The sequence below is a fragment of the Virgibacillus senegalensis genome (assembly GCF_000821245.2).
In the GTDB taxonomy this organism is placed as follows: domain Bacteria; phylum Bacillota; class Bacilli; order Bacillales; family Amphibacillaceae; genus Sediminibacillus; species Sediminibacillus senegalensis.
In genome coordinates, this window is the sequence record NZ_LN611424.1 from 813,799 (window position 1) to 834,050 (window position 20,252).

Sequence of the window (20,252 nt, forward strand, 5' to 3'; positions counted from 1 at the left end):
TATTTGGTTAGTTTCCTCTAGTCAAAAGCAAATCACTGACCACAGGTAAATGATCGGAAGCCTCGGTTTGCATCACTTCCGTATGCAGTACTTTCACATTAGGCGAAGTAAGGATATAATCAATTCGTTTTTGCGGAGAAACAGCAGGATAGGTGTAACCATCATCCGAACGATTCCATGCATCCTGAAATCTCTCCAGCAAAGGCAGTAATTCCGGGGCATCCGCTCCGGCATTCATATCCCCGGCCAGGATGGAGGTTCCAGTTTCCGGTATGATTCGCAGCATATCATCCACTTGCATTTCCCTGACAAATGGATCAGCACGATAATCCAAATGGGTAACATAGAAAGAAAAGCGTGCTCCTTGTGCATTAATACGAACGTCTGCAAATCCTGGTGCCAAGGCAGGTTCCGGATTGGCGTCTTGTGTGGACAATCTGGTTATCTCCTGGTTGATAGTGGAAGTTATTGGATATTTACTTAGAACGGCGACGCCGAATTGCCGTCTGGGTTCATCTTCGGTGAGGGGGTCTTGGTCGTAAATAGGGGCGAAAAAGGATTCCATGCCCAATTTTTCGGCGAGTTCAGACAACTGGTCGTCAAAATTGCTACGGGCTGCCCAGTGTACATCAACTTCCTGAAGACCGATCACATCGGCCCCTGAATCTTCGATTGTTTGGGCTAATCGATCCAGGTCATAGCTGCCGTCACTACCGATACCGGTATGGATGTTATACGTCATTACACGAACAGGGACTTGTCTGGCATCGTCACTTGAATTGGCTGCAACAACACTGGTGGTGGAAATCAAGAGGAAAACAAGGCTTGCCAGCAAGAAAAACACATACTTTTTCATTCAACCGCCTCCAAACGTATTGATAGCTTAATAGCATGCAAATCTAGCTAAGCCGATCTCGTGGAAAGCAGTTCTAGGATGGAAAAAACAAATAGAGATAATGTGTTAGAATTCGGCCTCCTTTCCTGGTAAATATTCCATACATACTTAGCGTAACCGCTTCCTTTATAGTTGTCTATACCAAAATAGAACCAATATTCTGATAATAATACAGAAGGACATGAGACTATTTACCTGTTTTTAGAGAGAGTTAGAGAGAGGATTCAATGGATGGAATCTTTTTATATAAGTGGACATACCATGAGTCATAATAGGGGGAGTCCATATTGCATAATAAGAGATTGACAGGAGTTCTGTTTATCGGTTGTATTTTGGTTGTTATTGTAGCTATGAAAGGTCTTCCCAATGAGTCCATTGCAGATTCAGCCAACAATGCATACTCGGAGACGACTGAAGCAATAGATGAGTTGCTAAGCAGTCATAAGGATGTGGTGAAGGTAACGAAGGACGGATCAAATCAGTTTACGATTGAAACAACGATAGATAGGACCAATCTAGCAAATGCTATGACAGCAGCAGACGAGATAATTGATGACATTTCGGCACTGAATCAACAGCATGACTTTTCGTCTTTTAGTATTCAAATTAATGATCAACAGGGAAAGAGCATCGCTGTGCAGGTGTTTAGCAATGAATAAAGTTCAGCTAGCAGGAGTAGTAAGAGTCTGGGGTGCTTACCAATAATTTGCTCTAATAAGACTAGCATCTTGCCATGCAGCTCAAACTGTTGATAAAGGAAATGAACTGCATCCTAACCTCCACGTACCTTTTGTAATCAAATGCATAGGATAGTTTTATAAAGGGGAAGGGATGGAGATACATGTACTATAATCCTTATTTAAATCCGTACTACTATTATGCACATGGACCTATGTATAGCTATGGAAGAGAATATGGCTGCTGGTCAAATCCGGGCGGGATGGAACAGGTAAACAACTTTTACCCTGTTCGTGCATCAAGTAATGATGGAAACATTACGTTGAAAGACTATGGGCGGCAGCCGTTTGTGGTAAACATTAATGAAGCATCAAAGCTCAACAACACTTATCGCACGGCTTTGTGGACAGGTAAACATCTGCAGGTCACGTTAATGAGTCTGAAGGTCGGTGAAGACATCGGACTGGAAATGCATCCTAATGTCGATCAATTCCTGCGTATAGAACAAGGGCAGGGGATTGTGCAAATGGGGAAACGGAAGGAAGATTTAAATTTCGTTCGAAATGTCTCGGATGATTCCGCCATCATGGTTCCGGCGGGAACATGGCATAACGTGACGAACACCGGCAATATCCCGTTAAAGCTTTATTCGATATATGCTCCGCCTAATCATCCATTTGGCACTGTGCATCGGACAAAAGCAGAGGCGATTGCCGAAGAAGGCTAAGGTATTCGAAGTAAGGTCAATAAGGGATTCAACAAGGCGATCAACTAACTGATCGCCTTTAGTATTGGTAAGAACGGCAACTGATATTTGGAAAGGCAATCGTCCCAGCTGTAAGCATTACTCTTTCATACATCTTCCATCTAGAAGAAAAATCGCTCTTTATGTGGAAACAAATGATCGTGGGACGAAAAATGTACACATTAAAATAAAAAAGGGGAAGGAGATAGTTCAACTGTTATTGAAAAAGTGTTAAAAGAGGAGGGGGAAAATGGCTGAAAAAGCTAGGAAGAGTAATCCGATTAAAAACCGAATCAATACGATTTTTGTTCATGTAAATGATTTAGAGAGGTCCGTTACATGGTACAGTCAATTGCTTCATCAAGAAGTTGATTTGACACAGGTATCAAAACCTGTCCACAATCTTCAAATGGATCAATACACCGGTTTGACCCTGGATGCCGGTCCTGAAGGAGAAACGAAAAAAATTGCACCATCACCTTATCCACTATTTAATTTTCATACAGAGGATATACAAGAATCATATCAATACATCCAGGAGTTAGGTTACAAAGTAGAATCGGACATTATCGAAGAATTTGAAGACTTTTCTTTTTTTACCATAAGTGATCCTGATGGCCATGTCATCATGATTTGCAACGGCTAGTCCTGCAGCATCTAGTTGTTTTAATTACCGCCAGAACCGCTCAGAGCATCAGCGGTGAGCGGTTCTATTAACTTTGACACAATCTTAAAAATTCACATTATCAAGCTTTTCTCCCTGCGACTCAAAGCCTTTCATGTATTTGATCCGGCGCTGTGCTGATGTTTCATTGACTTGCTCGTCGGCGTGATAGGAGGAGCGTACCATCGGACCTGCCTCGCAATGTTTGAATCCTTTTTCTAACGCAATTTTCTTCAATTCTTCAAATTCATCTGGGTGGTAATATCGTTCGACGTTCAAATGCTTCTTTGTCGGCTGAAGGTATTGGCCGATTGTCATAATATCGACTTTGTGGGCGAGCAGGTCGTCCATTGCCTCGATGATTTCTTCTTTGGTCTCGCCTAGACCGACCATTATGCTGGACTTTGTCGGTGTGTTAGGTGCTATTTCTTTGACGCGTTCTAACAGCTGTAAGGAACGGTCATACATAGCAATGGCTCTGACGCGTTTCGTGAGCCGGCGGACTGTTTCGATATTGTGATTGAAAATATCAGGTTCACTGTCCATCAAAGTGTGCAGGCTTTCATAATCTCCTTTCATGTCAGAAGGAAGGACCTCGATTGTGCAGCCAGGAACCCTTTTTCTGATCGCCCGGACTGTTTCAGCGAACACGGCAGCACCCCCGTCATTTAAATCATCCCGGGCTACTGCAGTTACTACTGCGTGTTTCAGACCCATGATTTCCACCGATTCGGCGACACGCTCTGGTTCTCCCCAATCCAATTCGTTAGGCAGTCCGGTTTTAACCGCACAGAAGCGGCAGCCTCGTGTACAGGTGTCCCCTAGAATCATAAAGGTAGCAGTTGCCCGTTCACTCCAACATTCGTGAATGTTTGGACACTTTGCTTCCTCACATACCGTATGAAGATTCTTTTCCCTCATCAACCGTTTGAGTCGATTATAGGACTTGTTCGTATTGATCTTTACTTTGAGCCATTCTGGTTTCCGGATATGTTCGTATTGTTTCGGCATTTTTAGACACTCCTTTATCTGGAAAAATTCCATTCTTCGCTTTTATACTTGGATTCCAAAGCGTGGACTTCGGCCAGCTGTTCATCCGAAAGTTCAAATGGTTCAAGCTGGATATCCAAGCCGCGTTCAAATCCTGCTTTAAAAGCTTGTTTTGCTTCATTAAAACTGACAGGGTACTCGACTACTTCGTTGATTGCAATGGCTTTGTCACCAAACGATCGTCGTGCACGCTCTTTTACACGTTCATTTGGATATACGAATAAATCGAAAAGCTTCACTTTATCCACGTCTAACGGTATCGATCCATGCTGTAATATCACGCCTTTTTTCCGTGTCTGTGCACTTCCGGCTGCTTTTTTGCCAGCGACTATCAGTTCGTACCAGGAGGGTTCCTCAAAGCAAACTGCTGAATCATTTGTTTGCAGTTTCCCTTCCGGGACAGCGAATTCCGCATCAATATCAAGCAGCTTAAAGCCCTCCAACAATCCACGGGAAATGACTAAATAAGCTTCTTTCACAGAAGGCGGCATGACTTCATGGTCCTCGGAAACAAGGACGCTGTATGTAAGTTCCTGATCGTGCAGTACCGCTCTTCCGCCAGTCTGTCTGCGAACGAGATCGATGCCGTGTTTTCGTGCACTTTCCACGTCGATTTTTCCTTTTACCCTTTGAAAATACCCAACTGAAATCCCGGCAGGCTGCCACCCGTAAAAACGGAGCACTGGCGGTATCTTTCCTTGACTGTGCCAATTCAGCAGCGCTTCGTCCATTGCCATGTTGAAAGATGGCGTGCAGTAGCCTGAATCGACGTAATACCATGTTTCTTTCAAAATGCTCCCCTTCTTTGCAGTTTATTCAATACACAATTCAATTTTAACAAGCAAGCCACAGTTGTCAAAAAAATGTTTTTATTAGGAAGATTAGGTCTATAAACCTAATCGGATTATAGTCGAAGGGTATAGGTCACGGATAAATGGAATAAACAGGGAATGAATGAGGAAAAGGAGCTTCCGGTCATGTTCGGAAACTCCTACTGGAATTGGACTATTTAACGGTTGTATTTGGAAGTCATCCACTCTACAATGCCTTGATTTTCCTCCATGCGCAGCTGTTCTACGTTATGGTGTCCAATAATGCTGCCATCGCGAATCGCAACGACTTCATCGAGAATGGTTTCGATTTCTTTGATTTCATGGGTTGTAATTAGTACGACTTGTCGCTCTAAATCGATAAACGAAATCAATCCTTTGACTATGGAGTCGCGTACCATCGGGTCTAATCCGGAAAGTGGTTCATCCATCAAAATGACCGGCACTTCCCGTGCAAGAGTCAGAACAATTTTCAGACGGCCGCGGTTTCCTTTGGAAAGTTGTTTCAATTTAGCGTCAGGGTCCAACTTCATGAAAGAGCGGATTTCTTCTGCTTTTTCTTTGTTAAAATCAGCAAATTGTGCTGCGTGAAAATCGATCGTCTGGCCTACATTGTAGAAACCGTAATATTCATCAAGCTCAGACAAATAAGATACCTGGCTGGCGATCCGGCGACTGACCGGGATTCCATCCACCCTAACCGTTCCCTTGGTGGGGTGGACGAGTCCGGCAATCAATTTCAAGGTGGTCGACTTCCCACTGCCGTTTTCACCAACTAGTCCGATTATTTTTCCTTTAGTCAGTTCAAGGGATACCTCTTGTAATGCACTTTTATTCATAAAACGTTTGCTTACCTTCTCCAGCTGGATCATTCCGCGTCTTCCTCCTTGTCATTGGCTAAATAGTTTTGCAGACCTGCTTCAATTTCTTCATTGGCGTAGCCCATTTCGTGCATATTCGAAACAAATTGCGAAATCTCTTCCTGCTTCAATCGCTCTCTCATTTTTTGAAGGATATTCAAGTCTTCGGTTACGAAAGTCCCTTGGCCTCTTCTTGATTCCACAATCATCATTCCTTCCAGTTCGCGGTATGTCCGTTGTACGGTATTCGGGTTAACGTTTACTTGGAGCCCCATTTCCCGAACCGATGGTAGTTTATCGCCAGGTTTTAAATCGCCGCGTAAAATTTGTTTGTTAATTCGTTCTGCCAGCTGACTATAAATTGGTGTAGAAGATTGGAAGGTATCGGTCATTTTTTACACCTCGACTTTTCTATCAAGCATCCAGCTTGCGGCAAAAAACAATAGTAAGACGATAATGGTTTCAAAAATGTAATAGCCAAGGAACACATGCACCGTGTTAAATTCCGTGAAAAATTCAATCCCGTTTGCATCCAATTGGCGATTGAACACAAACCCATTGAGCTCTATTTCGCCCCAGGAAATCAAGCTGCGGTATATGGCAGTTTCGGTGAACATTCCCCATAGATAAGTGGAAACCCCGAAGAGGACAAACGTGAAGCAAAAACTGATAAACCCACCAAAATTGCGGTTAAACAACAGGTAGATCATATAGAAAAAAACAAAGTAAATCGAAAAGTCGATGGCAATCAGAAGGACATGAAGACCGCTGAAAAAGCCGATGTTTGTCAGATTGAAGTCATTCTGCAAATGGGTGATGAATCCCGCTGATTGTGCAGAAATGATCAGGGTTACCCCGGTAATGAAAAGCGTGATCAACATGGAAATCAATCCGGCACTTAACTTTGCCAGCAGCATTGAATACCCTGGCAGTGGGTTGTGTAACCAGAGATGAAGTTTTTTCTTTTCGGCTTTCAAACTGAAATTCATATAGTAAATAAGATAAAAAATTTGCATCGTGACAGCGGCTATAGACACGGCAGCCACTGCTTCAGCTGCAACACCAGACCTTCCTCCAAAATAGGCTGCCACAGCAACTGCCATGATGAAAATAATCACGGGGACGAGAAAGACAGGCATCCCCATCCGCAATTCTTTCTTCGCAAGACTCGTAAATGCATTCATACAGATTCCTCCTGTTTCATTGTATTATTGTATTAGTTAAATAGTACACCGATACAAAGCGAACGTCAATAGGCATTTTCTATTCGATTGGTGAGGAACGATTTTAAAGGGGAAAGGAAAGTCAGGTCATTACTGCGGGTAGGAAATTCTCCCTTCCGGTAATAGAACAAACGAAAAAAATGTTGCATATCTGATAAAATTCGTTATAATTCTATGTATCGAAAATGATATAGGTACTGACGAAACTCGTATAATAGCAGGAATATGGCCTGCAAGTTTCTACCGGATAACCGTAAATTATCCGACTACGAGTAAGCAACCAGTTGAATTCACGTTTAACGTCCTGGAAGTTCGGGACGTTTAGGTGTTTTGAATGCTGAAAGCAGCTTACTCTAGTAAGCTGCTTTTTTTATTGTATTAGTATATGGAGAGGGGCGGAGGATAGCAATGAAACGATTAAAAGACAAAATTAGGACGGAAGGAATTATATTGAATGAGAATGTCTTGAAGGTAGATTCCTTTATCAACCATCAAATGGATCCGAAGCTGATGAAAGAAATCGGACAGGAGTTTGCCAGTCTATTTAAAGGGGAGGAAATCACAAAAGTACTGACCATCGAATCATCGGGAATTGCACCGGCTATCATGACTGGTTTGGAGCTGGAAGTACCGGTGATTTTTGCAAGAAAACGAAAATCGTTGACCTTGACTCATGATTTATACACTGCAGAGGTCCATTCGTTCACGAAACAGGAAACAAATGAAATCACGGTTTCCAGGAAGTATCTTGACTCAGAAGACAATGTCCTGATCATTGATGACTTTCTCGCCAACGGGCAGGCTGCGATTGGTTTGGCAAAGTTGGTCGAACAGGCAGGAGCCAATGTTCTCGGAATTGGTATTTTGATTGAAAAGTCCTTCCAACCAGGTGCGGAGGATATACGGAAACGCGGTTACCGTTTAGAATCGCTCGCCCGCATTCAATCACTTGCCGGTAAAGAAGTTCAGTTTGCTGAATCGAAAGAAATGGTTAATCAACAATAGACTAGGAGGAAAATACCGATGAACAAAAAGAAACTGCAAACATTATCCATTGGTTTTCAGCATGTACTCGCAATGTACGCAGGCGCAGTGGTCGTTCCATTGATTGTCGGGGGAGCCTTGGAATTGACATTCGAGCAGCTGACCTATTTGATTTCGATCGATTTGCTTGCCTGCGGAATCGCCACTTTGCTGCAAGTATGGAAAAATAAATTTTTCGGTATCGGACTTCCCGTCATGCTCGGATGTACGTTTACCGCTGTGGGACCGATGATCGCGATAGGAAGTCAGCATGGTATTTCGGCCATTTATGGAGCGATTCTTGTGTCCGGTCTGTTTGTCGTATTGGTATCGAAGTACTTTAGTAAATTGATTCGTTTTTTTCCACCGGTTGTCACCGGTTCCGTTGTAATGATTATCGGTTTGACCCTCATACCGGTCGCATTCAATGACATGGCGGGAGGAGAAGGAAGCGCCGATTTCGGCAACCCTGTCAATTTGTTGTTGGCATTTGGGGTTCTCGGGTTTATTTTACTATTGAATAAATTTGCCAAAGGATTCCTGCGAACCATTTCGATTTTGATCGGTTTGGTTGCCGGTACGGTTGCGGCAGCATTGATGGGGATGGTCGACTTTTCTGAAGTGGGGGAAGCTTCCTGGTTTCATTCGATTCATCCGTTTTACTTTGGAGCGCCGACCTTCAATATATCCGCTATCCTGACCATGATATTGGTCGCGATTGTCAGTTTAATTGAATCTACAGGCGTTTATCTAGCGCTCGGCGATATAACCGATCGAGAAGTTAGTGGAGAAGATTTAGAAAAAGGATACCGTGCAGAGGGGATTGCCATTGTACTGGGCGGCATCTTCAATGCTTTTCCGTATACCGCTTATTCCCAAAACGTCGGTCTTGTCCAGCTCACAGGCGTCAAAACGAGACAGGCAATCTTTGCGGCCGGCTCCATTTTGGTTGTATTGGGATTCCTGCCGAAAATAGCCGCTATCACGACGCTGATACCGACCTCTGTGCTCGGTGGTGCATCGCTGGCAATGTTCGGAATGGTGATTGCCTACGGGATTAAAATGCTTAGTAAAGTGGATTTCGAAAACCAGGGCAATCTGTTGACAGTCGCTTGCTCTGTAGGAATGGGACTAGGTGTGACGGCTGTTCCGGAAATATTCGCCAATCTTCCGGAGAGCATCCGGATTTTGACGGACAGCGGCATCGTTGCCGGCAGTCTGACAGCTATCGTGTTAAATATCCTGTTTCATGTGATTCCGGCCCGTTCTGAAAAAGCTATCCAAACACAGTTCAGAGAAGAACAAGCGTCCTGATAAGGGTTGGCCACTGAAGATTTAAAAAGATAGAATGGTATAAAAAGCAGTCTGTTTGGAACTTATTTTCCATGCAGACTGCTTTTCTGTAATATCTTTTTATAAATAATCATTATTATTTTTGGAAAACTCCGTTTGTTTACTTCTTGCTTTGGGAATAGGGTAAAGAACTTCTAAAGGAGGGACAAGGAATGGAAAAAAACTCCAAAGAAAATCTACATAGCAACAAAGAAAAGGGAACGTTGACGACAAGACAGGGACATCCTGTCAGAGACAACCAGAACACAAAGACTGTAGGCAACCGTGGACCAGCAACCCTTGAAAACTATGAATTCATTGAGAAAATCAGCCATTTCGACAGGGAAAGGATACCGGAGCGTGTCGTCCATGCGCGAGGTGCAGGAGCCCATGGCTATTTTGAAGCCTACGGGTCTGCAGGAGACGAGCCGATTTCCAAATATACCAGGGCGAAGCTATTCCAGGAAAAAGGGAAACGGACACCCGTGTTTGTTCGTTTTTCAACGGTTATCCATGGGGGTACCTCACCGGAAACACTTCGTGACCCGCGCGGGTTTGCGGTTAAATTTTACACAGAAGACGGTAACTGGGATTTGGTAGGAAACAATTTGAAAGTGTTCTTTATCCGTGATGCCATCAAATTTCCGGATGTCATCCATGCCCTGAAGCCAGATCCGGTAACCAATATCCAGGACAGTGAACGAATTTTCGACTTCATGTCTCAAACACCTGAAGCAATGCATATGTTGACGTTTTTATTTTCACCATGGGGTATTCCAGCCAATTACCGGCAAATGCAAGGATCCGGTGTGAATACCTATAAATGGGTGAATGAAGACGGGGAAGCGGTGCTTGTCAAGTATCATTTTGAACCGGTACAAGGAATCCGTAATCTAACTCAGGAACAGGCGGATGAAATTCAAAAGAAAAATTTCAACCATGCAACACAGGATTTGTATGAAGCAATCGAACAGGGGAATTATCCAGAATGGGAGCTTTATGTACAAGTGATGAGTGATGATGATCATCCCGAGCTCGATTTTGATCCGCTGGATGATACGAAAATTTGGCCGAAGGATCAATTCCCTTGGATTCCTGTCGGTAAAATGGTGTTGGATCGCAACCCGGAAGATTATTTCAATGAAGTGGAACAGGCAGCCTTTGGAACAGGGGTACTTGTTGATGGCATGGACTTTTCAGATGATAAGATGCTCCAGGGACGTACTTTTTCGTATTCGGATACCCAGCGCTATCGGGTAGGCGCCAACTATTTGCAGCTGCCGATCAACCGTCCGAAGAAAAATGTGGCTACCAATCAACGGGGCGGTCAGATGTCTTATCATGTGGACAATGATGAAAATCAAAACCCGCATGTCAACTATGAGCCTTCCTTGATGAATAATCTCGAGGAAGCCAATCCAAGCAGCAAGCCTCATACCCCACATGTTTCCGGAGAGGTTAAGAAGGAAGCAATCGACAGGCAAAATCCGTATAAACAGGCCGGCGAAACGTATCGTAAATTCAAGGATTGGGAACGGGACGAATTGATTAAAAACCTTGTTGCCAACCTGAAACCTTGCCGGAAAGAAATACAGGAAAAAATGATTGAGCACTTTTCCCAGTGTGACGAAGAATATGGACGCAGGGTAAAAGAAGGATTGGAGAAAGATACAATGGGCGGAGCAGATATGGATTCTACTCATGGAGGTCCTATCGGAGCAACACAGACAGAAGATGGTGTCGAACAAGCGAAGGAAGAAAGCATCCCTTCTGATCCATATTGATTGCACAAAGAACCGCCAGCTTATCCAGGCTGGCGGTTTTAAGTATGCGTTATGGTTGTATGCTTATCTCTACTTTATTGGTGGCAACTTGTGTATCTCCGACAGTGACCGTTGCCCATACTTCGAAATGTTGAATATCTCCCGTATTGCTTGCCACATACAGTAATAAATCCTCATATTGGGTGTCGAAGTCGACGATGTCCGGTGCGTCTGTATGAAATGCTAGTTGACTGTTATCCAGGCTGATTGCTTCCCCGTTGGCTGCGAAAGCATTTACTTCCATGTGCGCCAGTCCACCAGGTTGAACAATTAGAGGATCGACTGAGAGCGTCGCATTTTCTAAAACATTTTCCCTGTCATCCTGTACGATTAATTTGGCATCAGCCCAAGCGCCGTGACCATGACCATTGCTGCCTCCCTCAATGGTGCGCATGACAAGTTTCAGTTGTTGTTTGTTTTGGATGTCTACGCTGATAAATTCCTGAGGGGTGCTTTTTCGCATTGGATCGGTTTGATAAGCCAGCTCTCCATCGAGCCAAACCTCAAAAACAAATTGGTTCCCATCCTTGTCTGCATGCTGTTCAACACCTGCATATGTTTCAAAACGATCAAAATCCCACTTGGATAGGTCATAGACAATTTCCGAGTTAGCATGGATGCCGATTCCTTTATCATAGAGGACCGGTCCATCCTCTCCAAGCAGTGTGATAGGAGGACCTGCTACCGATTGGTCTTTTTGAATCGTTCCCCAGCCTGTTGCGGCCGATTCCCATTGCATGTCACTGATATATAAATCAGAAACAGGGTTAAAATCAATCGTATAGGTTTCCTCCAGGAATCCGTCCACTGTACTAGCATGGATGGTGGTCGTACCGGTCAGTTCTTCCGCTTCCTCCACTTCGATGATCACATCTTCCCTGGCAGGTAGGACGTCTACCGTTGGAATGGATTGATCGAGCGCGCTCGAGAATGTATAGGAATAGCTGGTCACATCGGTGTGGAAGCCCTCAAGTGATTCACCGTTGACTTTTATATCGTCCAGCAATTCCAGGTCGATTTGCCGTTTGCTTAATTCCATTGCCGATTGACCTTTGGTGAAAGGCCGCAGCATATAGGTATAAGAGTAAGATTGGTCTGTATAAAGCATATATTCAGGTAAGGCAGTTCCAGACCAACTATTCCATACCCCCATCTGTTTGTGGTTAATCGTTAAGACGATATCATCCAGCTTGTTCAGCTCATATGGATGCTCTGCTTGTTCCAAATCATCCTTCGTATAGTGAAGAGCGGAGAATTCGAATTGCGGCAATCCGCCGACAAGCAATCCATTACCGTCTTCTCCAGTCAAGGTTAGCCAGCGGACGTCGGTTTTATTCCCGGTCTCCTGTGGGCGTGGATAGTTAAAGAACTGTTCGTCCACCGTACTTTCATAGACGCCGATATTGGCTCCATCTTTCCGGTCCCAATAATTTTCGAAAGGTCCGCGACCGTAATACTTAAGATTATCATATTGGCCTGGCAACGTCAGTTCCATTCCTACAGCCGGTATTTCCGACATGGCTGTACTTGGCTTGACGGTACTTCTTACCACTACTTCTCCACTTCCATAAATGAAATAGCCTACCCGGTAGAAAGACTCTCCTGTTGTTGGCAAAGATGCCGTAACTTGAACGTGGGCCACCTTATCGCTGATTTGTCTTAACTCGACGTCGGTAATTTCCATGTTTTCTCCGGCATGCTGCCATGATTCATTCCTGCTCATCATTCCATTCATCAAATCGTTGTCGTTGCGGGCCCGCCAGAAGTTCGGAGTCGGACCTGATTGAATCAATTCCTGTCCATTTTGTTTAAAAGAAGTAATCGTTCCTTCTGATTTGTTGAAAGTCAAATCGAATTGTTCACCGATTATATCAATTTGTGCTTCTCCATCTTCCACTTGAAGGTCTGGCATGTTCTCTGTAGAAAATTCAGGAGAAGCAGGCGCTTCAAAAGGAAGTTTTAATTGGGCATTGGCAACCTCATATCCTTTTTCAGCCCAGGCCGTACCTTTTGGAAGGGTAAATCGGACATCCAGCCAGTATTCTGCTCCCGGTTTCAGTGTTTCCGGTTGTTCCAGTGGAAGGACGATCTCTTTACTGGAATTCCCTGCTACCTCTTCCTGAATGCTGCCTTCCTGAATCACCTGGTCATCTTCTTTCAACTGCCATGTTCCGTCAAAATCACTTAGAGGGGTGAAGAGGTTTTCGTTTTTTATTTTAATTTTATTTTCTGCCAAATCGATAGCTTGGACATCGATATTTTGATAAGCAGCTTTTAAAGCAAACATTTCGGGTTGGGGGGTCCTATCTGGATTAAGCAGTCCATTCATCAGGAAAATGCCGTCGTTCGCATAATTTCCCCAATCTCCGCCATAAGAAAAATATGTTTCTCCCTGGTAATCTTCCTTTATCGGTAATCCGTCTACACCGCCTTCAACCGGCAGTCGGATCGATTGGTCGACAAAATCCCATACAAACCCGCCTTGAAGGTTATCGTACTTGTCGATAATCTCCCAATACTCCTTGATATTGCCAAGACTGTTTCCCATGGCGTGTGCGTATTCACACATAATTAATGGCCGCTCGTTCCTTTTTCCATAGTTTTCTAAATTCGATAGGCTAGGATACATGAAGCTGTCGAAATCTGCGAGGCTATTATCCTGTTGGAAATGGAGGGGACGTGTCGGATCATATGCTTTGATCCATTCGGAAGCTTCACGGAACATGTCACCAGAGCCTACCTCATTTCCCATCGACCAGAAAATGACGGAAGGATGGTTTTTGTCCCGTTCGACCATTGTTTCGATTCGATCCTGGACGGCAGAAGTCCATTCCGGGCTGTTGCCGGGGAAGGGCCGCATATTGTGTGATTCGTTGTTGGCTTCATCTAATATATACAGTCCATACTCATCGGCTAATTCATAAAAACGTGGATGGAAAGGATAATGTGCGGTTCGGACTGCGTTTATGTTATTTCGTTTCATTATTTCAATGTCCTCACGCATCCGTTCTTCCGACATTACATAGCCAGTGTCGGGATCCACCTCATGCCGATTTACACCCTTGATCGTAATCGGCTTCCCGTTTATTTTCACTTGCTTGCCCTGGATTTCGATTTCCCGGAATCCTACTTTTGAGCTTACCGTTTCTATGGATTTTCCTTTTTCATTCTTTACATTGAGGACTAGGGTATATAGGTTCGGCTGCTCAGCAGACCATTTCAAAGGATTTTCTACTTCAATATCCTTTTTGAAGTAGCCCTTCGAATCGATCGCTAGTAGATTATCCTGTAAATCCAACTGTTTGTTATCCTCGTCAAACAACTTTGCTTCAATGGAGTAATTGCTGTTGTCTAAGGATTCCTGCTCCGTTAGGTTTCCATCAATGCTCAACAATGCGTCCTCGTATTGCTGGTCTAAATCGGTTTCCACTTTGTAATCTTCAATATGGACTTGCGGGGTAGCGTACAGGTAAACATCGCGGAAAATACCACTAAGATCCACCATGTCCTGATTTTCCAACCAGGCACCATCGGACCAGCGGAATACCTCCACCGCAAGTGTGTTATTACCCTTTTTCACATAGTCGGTAATAGTAAATTCGGCAGGCGAAAAGCTATCTTCACTATATCCAACCTTTTTGCCATTCACCCAAACATTGAAGGCAGATTTTACACCTTGAAAGGAAAGGATGATTTCTCCTTTGTTCCAGTTGCCTGGTACTTGAAACTGGTGGCGGTAAGAACCCACTTCATTATGTTTGATGGGAACTTCCGGAGGAGCGATTTTTCCATATCCTTGCCAAGGGTGTTCCTGGTTAAGATAGATGATATCTCCATATCCTTGAAGTTGCCAATTGCTCGGTACGGGGATGGTATCCCAATCATTGTCTTCATAATTTTCCTTAAAGAAATCTTTCGGCCGCTCATTTGGATTTTCGGACCAATGAAACTTCCACTTGCCGTTCAGAGATTTGTAAAAGCGGGATTTATCGATTTCCCCTTTAATGGAAGCCTTTTCATTATTGTGCGGAATTGTTGCCGTGCTGCTTGGAAGCCTGTTTTCCTGAAATAGCTCGGGAGTTCCATTCCAGTTGCTGCTGTCTTCTTCAGCTGAAACGGGAACGGAGAAGAGAAGAGAGATAATCAAAAGAAATAAAGAAAAAAGAAGATACTTGACCGGTCTGTGAACCTGCAAAAAAATTCCTCCTTTATTAAATTAATTAACTAACAATCGAAAAAAAGAGAGAAACAAAAGGGGGCAGGTATAGAATTAGTTTTTCGAATAGTTAGTTAATTCTATTAAATCATGGGGATAATACGTGCTCAATGGGGTGAAACTACTATCTTTCCACAAGGAAGATAACAGGTTAGTAGAACGGAAGTACTAGGATAGGTAGAATTTTAATAGGTTTGTGCACTCTATTCATTTCATTTCACAAGAGAAAAGAGCGATTTTCTTTAGTGGATAAAAGAAGATCGCTCTTTTTAGATTGACTCTGTTGATTCCCGATAAGCGATCGGTGGTGAAGCTTGCGGGAACAGCGCGAGCCGAAGATTCACTTGGTTAGGTGATCTTTTTGACTAAGTTAGCTGTGGTCGTACTCGCGGCAGGCAACCTACAACAAGCATCCGTGGAATCAACAACAAACGTTTTAGATGAAAAAGGACTTCCTATAAAGGACCGATTTTTTTCTTGAGGCTTAGCTGTTTATTTGCCTGATAAATTCCTTCATCAGTCCAGGTAAATCAGGCCAGGCATGGCCTGAAACCAGGTTGCCGTCTGTGTGCAGGGGTTCTTCGATATAAGTGGAGCCTGCTGCTTCTACTTCTGGTTTACAGGCAATATAAGCTGTCATCTTCCGGTTTTGAAGATGCTCCCGAACGGTAGTCAATACAAGACTGGCATGGCAGACAGCTGCAATCGGTTTGTTTGCTTCAAAGAAATGACTAACGATTTTCGGTACATGTTCATTCAAACGAATGTGTTCGGGTGCACGGCCACCAGGAATGATTAGACCGTCATAATTTTGAGGATCAATGTCTGCGAAGGCTGCAGTTGCTTCAATCAAATAGCCTTCCTTTTCGGTATAAGTTTCCCATCCGATGAAATCGTGGACGACCGTATGTAACGGTTTTGGGCTTGCTGCTGCGATCGTCGTATCGTAACCTTCCTCCAAACAGCGGAAATACGGATAGTAGATCTCCAAAGCCTCTACAGCATCTCCGGCAAGAATCAAAATTTTCTTTGCCATCTAAATCCCTCCTGATTTCGTTATCTACTTTAATGTATTCAAGCCATAGGACGATAATCCTTCCTGTTTATCCTATTTCTTCAAAGCATTCTTCATGCTTATAAATAGAACGGGATAACTCGTTTTAAGGAAGAGAAATGACATCAGTGATTGCAAACAGAACCCCCTGCGTGGATTTGGCCCATACAGGGGGATACCATCATCATTAAAGAGGAGGGGATTGCTACCTGTTTCCAACCTTCGTTTTTAATCCGTAACCTAATCGGAAGAGTGGATCCGTTTTATCATGGTTATTTACTTGTTCCATATTTTTCGGCCAGGTGTAGGACAGCTTTCCTTCAAACGCATAATCACCGAATAAGACATCGGCAATACCTGCCCCTTCCGTACCTGGCAGCCATGAGGCGACAAAAGCATCCCAATCGGCAATTTCATCGGTTACAAGCATGGGACGTCCAGACAGTAACAGAACAATCATTGGGGTGCCGGAAGCTTTTACTTCGTTTAGCAGATCGATATCCTCCTGGCTAAGGTGCAAGTCTTCGCGGTCGCCTTGACCTTCTGCATAAGGCTCTTCTCCGACTACAACGATTGCAGCATCATGATTGGAAACATTCGAACCGTCTTCACTGTATGTTATTTGAGAGCCAGCGCCTGCAACTTCCCTGATGCCTTCTAATATTGTTGTTCCTTCCGTTAAATCTTTTTGTGGGGCTCCTTGCCAGCTTATCGTCCAGCCGCCGCTTTGGTAGCCGATATTGTCAGCCTTTTCCCCGACTACCACTAAATCGGAGTTGTTCTTATCCAGTGGCAGAATTCCGTTGTTATTCTTTAAGAGAACCTGTGACTTACGAACGGCTTCACGGGCTACTGCGCGATGGTCAGCATTCCCGATGCCTTCTGCTACTAATTCCCTGTCGGCAAACGGCTGCTCGAATAATCCATTTTCGAATTTGACACGAAGGATCCTGGTCACCGCATCATCGATTCGATCGATAGCAACCTCTCCGTTGTTGACTAACTCCTTTGTGGTCGACAGGAAGCGACGCCAATCGTTGGGAATCATAAATAAATCAACTCCGGCATTTATACTGCGTTTAATTGATTCGCGAAAATCCCCTGGAACAATTTGCTGCGGTCCATTATAGTCGGAAATGACAAAACCGGTAAAGCCCAACTCGCCCTTGAGTACTTCGGTAATTAGATGATAATCTCCATGTGTTTTCAAACCATTGATTGAACTGTAAGTGACCATGACCGATCTAGCGCCTTCCTTAATGGCTTCTTTGTATGGTTTGATATGTTTTTTCAGCTCTTCATCTGTGTACTCGGTGACGTTCCCCTGGTCAATTCCTCCCTCTGTCAGTCCGTCTCCGACAAAGTGTTTAATAGTAGAGGCAATATGCTTCCCTTGTAGAAAATCGTCGTCCTTGTGGTCGCCTTGCAGACCTTCCACAATAGCTGTCCCAAGTTTGCTCACGATTTGTGGTTTTTCACTATATCCTTCGTACGTCCTGCCCCAGCGGATGTTTTGCGGTGCTGCCAGGGTAGGAGCAAAGGTATAGCTGACTCCTGTAGCCCGCACTTCCTCGGCGGTGACCTCGCCGATTTGTTTCATCAAATTCCGGTCATTGGCTGCGCCTAGCCCTATATTATGTGGGAAAATGGTTGCGCCTTTCACGTTGTTATGTCCATGCACGGCATCCACCCCATAAATGATAGGGATACCGAGACGTGTCTGCAGGGCGCCTTGTTGAAAGTCATCAATCATATCCGCCCAGCCTTCCGGTGTATTTTCATCCGGAACAGATCCTCCACCGCTTAATACAGAGCCGATTCCGTAGTTTTGAATGTCTTCTCTCGTAACGGAGAATCTTTCTGGCTGTACCATTTGACCGATTTTTTCATCGAGTGTCATTCTTGAGAGTAAATCCGCTACTCGAACTTCTACATCAAGGGCAGGGTTTTGATAGGAAGGGGTTTTCTGGGCTGAAACATCAGAAGGTGCGTTCCCTAGTGTTGTACCAAGTCCTAATGTAACAAGCATGACGCCAGCCATTAGTCTTTTGCGAAGTTTTGTTTTACTAGCCAACTTCATTCCTCCTGTTCGATATGGTTTATTCCTCAATAGGTAGACAGCCGACCCTCCTTCCCTTATACTGGAAGCGCTTCAAGAAAACAATAGCATAATAGGTAAAATTTTCAATGATGCATTGATAATAGGAGAATGTTACCGAAATTAATAGAAAGGAGGCTGAAAAACAAACGTGCAAAAGAGATAATAGGGAAATATACTCAATCCAAACTGGATAGTTTCTGCTGGGAAGAGAGTTCTTTATCATACCTGAAGCATAAATGGAAGGGGCTCCTACGTAGACTATCGAATACCGGGAGGGGAGAAGAATGGATTACTTTATTGTTATTGTGTTTAGCTTGATTACATTGGGCATGCTGTTCAAAGCTTCCACACTGGAGAAGCGATTGTGGGGAGGTATAGGTGCCACACTTGGAGCAACTTTTATCATTGGCAGTCAAATTGTGAAGTGGAGGTCTGGATTTTTTGAAGGTTATAGCCGGGTAAGTAGTGAAGCCGTTGGGAATTGGGTTGCCCCAGGATTCATTATCCTTGGAATTTTTCTGTTACTGTTGATTAATTATCGTTTAATCCGGTTTGCATGGGATCAGAAGCCTGCTGTGAAGTGGATTCTCATCGTGGTAGACATTGTATTTAGTCTGTTTTACATTATCGCCGGGTACCTTCTTTTGTTTGTGCTGGCTGTGCTTTATTTTCCTTTTGCCCCATAAAAAATGCAAGCCGGATCTTTGCATGCGGCTTGCATAACTTTAATTAACGTTGGTCGCTGATTGTGGCATTGCTGTTGCTTTCGGATAGTTCAGTTAAAGGATCGTATGGCGGTCCGGTCTGGGTACCTGTTAACAGGGCAATATCTACGGCGTTTTCCGGGTTTCCCCAAGAGTTTCCTGAGAAAATAAATACAGCTCTGTCAACTACAAATCCTCTTGTATTATATACTACATTGTTGATGATGTTTCCGGTAGTTCCAGGGTTGAGGTAAGCAGGCTGGCGCATGGTATGAAATATATTGTCTTTTACTAAAAGATTGGTCACATTATTGGCGTTCGCAATAAAGCCGCGATTGGTTATCCAGCCGGTAGAAGGTCCTGTTTGTGGAGGTCCGTAAACGGTATTGTTACTGATTTGATGATTGGTGCCTGCAATTTGAATGAATGGAACGGCATAAGGAGCATTGCTCGTTATCGTTAATCTGTCTATCGTTATTCCATTTCCTGCAACGTTGAACAGTATAACAGCGGATTGCAATACGATTAAGGTGTTCGGATAACCTTGGATGGTGACTCCGTTTTTATTAACGGGAATGCTTGCAGTAATTGGGTAAGTTCCTCCAAGTACGTGGACTGTTCCTGTCGGAGAAACAGCTGCTATACCTTGTTGTATCGTTCCATAAGGACTGGCATGTGAGCCGTTTCCTCCTATAGCGCCGGCTTGGACGTACACTTCAAAGGAACTGGGCTCGACTGTCCCAGTAGGTCCTCGTGCGCCAGTAGCGCCGGTAGGTCCTTGTGGTCCAGTCGGTCCAGCTGGACCAGTGGATCCAGTTGCACCTGTTGCACCAGTTGCGCCGCCCGGTGCTCCCGTCGGTCCGGAAGCGCCCGTCGGTCCAGTAGCCCCAGCAGGTCCAGCAGCACCGGTAGGTCCAGTAGTCCCCGTAGGTCCGGAAGCACCGGTAGGTCCAGCAGCACCGGTAGGTCCAGTAGTCCCCGTAGGTCCGGAAGCACCAGCAGGTCCGGTAGTCCCCGTAGGTCCAGCAGCACCGGTAGGTCCAGCAGCCCCAGT

At 44.3% G+C, this 20,252-nt stretch carries 16 protein-coding genes, 1 pseudogene and 1 riboswitch; of the genes and pseudogenes, 7 read left to right on the forward strand and 10 right to left on the reverse strand.

What is annotated here, in order from left to right; genetic code table 11:
* Nucleotides 1-7 precede the first annotated feature (7 nt).
* Nucleotides 8-856: an endonuclease/exonuclease/phosphatase family protein gene (locus BN1067_RS08065; protein WP_053218370.1), complete on the reverse strand. Its 849-nt coding sequence runs from the start codon at nucleotides 854-856 to the stop codon at nucleotides 8-10.
* A gap of 326 nt (nucleotides 857-1,182) precedes the next feature.
* Here BN1067_RS08065 and BN1067_RS08070 point away from each other — a divergent pair, with 326 nt between their 5' ends.
* From BN1067_RS08070 to BN1067_RS08080, 3 genes are all read left to right on the forward strand, one after another.
* On the forward strand, nucleotides 1,183-1,554 hold the full coding sequence (locus BN1067_RS08070) for a hypothetical protein (protein ID WP_053218371.1): 372 nt from the start codon (nucleotides 1,183-1,185) through the stop codon (nucleotides 1,552-1,554).
* 182 nt (nucleotides 1,555-1,736) lie between these two features.
* Nucleotides 1,737-2,300, forward strand: a complete 564-nt coding sequence (locus BN1067_RS08075) for a cupin domain-containing protein (protein WP_053218372.1) — start codon at nucleotides 1,737-1,739, stop codon at nucleotides 2,298-2,300.
* A 268-nt stretch (nucleotides 2,301-2,568) separates the two neighbouring features.
* The gene (locus tag BN1067_RS08080) at nucleotides 2,569-2,964 is read left to right on the forward strand and encodes a VOC family protein (RefSeq protein ID WP_053218373.1); all 396 of its coding nucleotides are present in this window, start codon (nucleotides 2,569-2,571) and stop codon (nucleotides 2,962-2,964) included.
* Nucleotides 2,965-3,048: 84 nt separating this feature from the next.
* Here BN1067_RS08080 and lipA read toward each other — a convergent pair whose 3' ends face one another.
* The 5 genes from lipA to BN1067_RS08105 all read right to left on the reverse strand — a co-directional run bounded on the left by lipA (nucleotide 3,049) and on the right by BN1067_RS08105 (nucleotide 6,906).
* Nucleotides 3,049-3,993: a lipoyl synthase gene (gene lipA / locus BN1067_RS08085; RefSeq protein ID WP_053218374.1), complete on the reverse strand. Its 945-nt coding sequence runs from the start codon at nucleotides 3,991-3,993 to the stop codon at nucleotides 3,049-3,051.
* Between the two features lie 14 nt (nucleotides 3,994-4,007).
* On the reverse strand, nucleotides 4,008-4,826 hold the full coding sequence (locus BN1067_RS08090) for a lipoate--protein ligase family protein (RefSeq protein WP_053218375.1): 819 nt from the start codon (nucleotides 4,824-4,826) through the stop codon (nucleotides 4,008-4,010).
* Nucleotides 4,827-5,041: 215 nt separating this feature from the next.
* Entirely contained in the window at nucleotides 5,042-5,734 is a 693-nt protein-coding gene (locus tag BN1067_RS08095) for an ATP-binding cassette domain-containing protein (RefSeq protein ID WP_053218376.1), read from the reverse strand.
* Nucleotides 5,731-6,114, reverse strand: coding sequence for a GntR family transcriptional regulator (locus BN1067_RS08100; protein ID WP_053218377.1), 384 nt, complete (start codon nucleotides 6,112-6,114; stop codon nucleotides 5,731-5,733). Before BN1067_RS08100 ends, BN1067_RS08095 begins: the two co-directional genes overlap by 4 nt.
* Nucleotides 6,115-6,117: 3 nt before the next feature.
* The gene (locus BN1067_RS08105; RefSeq protein ID WP_053218378.1) at nucleotides 6,118-6,906 is read right to left on the reverse strand and encodes a hypothetical protein; all 789 of its coding nucleotides are present in this window, start codon (nucleotides 6,904-6,906) and stop codon (nucleotides 6,118-6,120) included.
* A gap of 226 nt (nucleotides 6,907-7,132) precedes the next feature.
* A riboswitch (purine riboswitch) is annotated at nucleotides 7,133-7,234 on the forward strand.
* Between the two features lie 119 nt (nucleotides 7,235-7,353).
* On the opposite strand from BN1067_RS08105, the gene BN1067_RS08110 reads away from it, so the two are divergent.
* The 3 genes from BN1067_RS08110 to BN1067_RS08120 all read left to right on the forward strand — a co-directional run bounded on the left by BN1067_RS08110 (nucleotide 7,354) and on the right by BN1067_RS08120 (nucleotide 11,084).
* Nucleotides 7,354-7,950 carry a xanthine phosphoribosyltransferase gene (locus BN1067_RS08110; protein WP_053218379.1) on the forward strand — a complete coding sequence of 199 codons (597 nt, stop codon included), beginning with the start codon at nucleotides 7,354-7,356 and terminating at the stop codon, nucleotides 7,948-7,950.
* A gap of 18 nt (nucleotides 7,951-7,968) precedes the next feature.
* Nucleotides 7,969-9,282 carry a nucleobase:cation symporter-2 family protein gene (locus BN1067_RS08115; protein ID WP_053218380.1) on the forward strand — a complete coding sequence of 438 codons (1,314 nt, stop codon included), beginning with the start codon at nucleotides 7,969-7,971 and terminating at the stop codon, nucleotides 9,280-9,282.
* Between the two features lie 191 nt (nucleotides 9,283-9,473).
* Nucleotides 9,474-11,084 (forward strand): catalase, encoded by a 1,611-nt coding sequence (locus tag BN1067_RS08120; RefSeq protein WP_053218381.1) that lies wholly within the window; start codon nucleotides 9,474-9,476, stop codon nucleotides 11,082-11,084.
* Between the two features lie 49 nt (nucleotides 11,085-11,133).
* Here BN1067_RS08120 and BN1067_RS08125 read toward each other — a convergent pair whose 3' ends face one another.
* The 3 genes from BN1067_RS08125 to BN1067_RS08135 all read right to left on the reverse strand — a co-directional run bounded on the left by BN1067_RS08125 (nucleotide 11,134) and on the right by BN1067_RS08135 (nucleotide 18,467).
* Complete coding sequence (locus BN1067_RS08125) at nucleotides 11,134-15,318, reverse strand: glycoside hydrolase family 2 TIM barrel-domain containing protein (protein ID WP_053218382.1); 4,185 nt, start codon at nucleotides 15,316-15,318, stop codon at nucleotides 11,134-11,136.
* 505 nt (nucleotides 15,319-15,823) lie between these two features.
* Nucleotides 15,824-16,375 (reverse strand): DJ-1/PfpI family protein, encoded by a 552-nt coding sequence (locus BN1067_RS08130; RefSeq protein ID WP_053218383.1) that lies wholly within the window; start codon nucleotides 16,373-16,375, stop codon nucleotides 15,824-15,826.
* A 223-nt stretch (nucleotides 16,376-16,598) separates the two neighbouring features.
* Nucleotides 16,599-18,467 carry a glycoside hydrolase family 3 protein gene (locus tag BN1067_RS08135; protein WP_199868489.1) on the reverse strand — a complete coding sequence of 623 codons (1,869 nt, stop codon included), beginning with the start codon at nucleotides 18,465-18,467 and terminating at the stop codon, nucleotides 16,599-16,601.
* Between the two features lie 311 nt (nucleotides 18,468-18,778).
* Here BN1067_RS08135 and BN1067_RS08140 point away from each other — a divergent pair, with 311 nt between their 5' ends.
* Nucleotides 18,779-19,180 (forward strand): hypothetical protein, encoded by a 402-nt coding sequence (locus BN1067_RS08140; RefSeq protein ID WP_053218385.1) that lies wholly within the window; start codon nucleotides 18,779-18,781, stop codon nucleotides 19,178-19,180.
* A gap of 43 nt (nucleotides 19,181-19,223) precedes the next feature.
* On the opposite strand, the pseudogene BN1067_RS08145 reads toward BN1067_RS08140, so the two are convergent.
* Nucleotides 19,224-20,252, reverse strand: a pseudogene (locus tag BN1067_RS08145) (collagen-like triple helix repeat-containing protein); the annotation flags it as partial.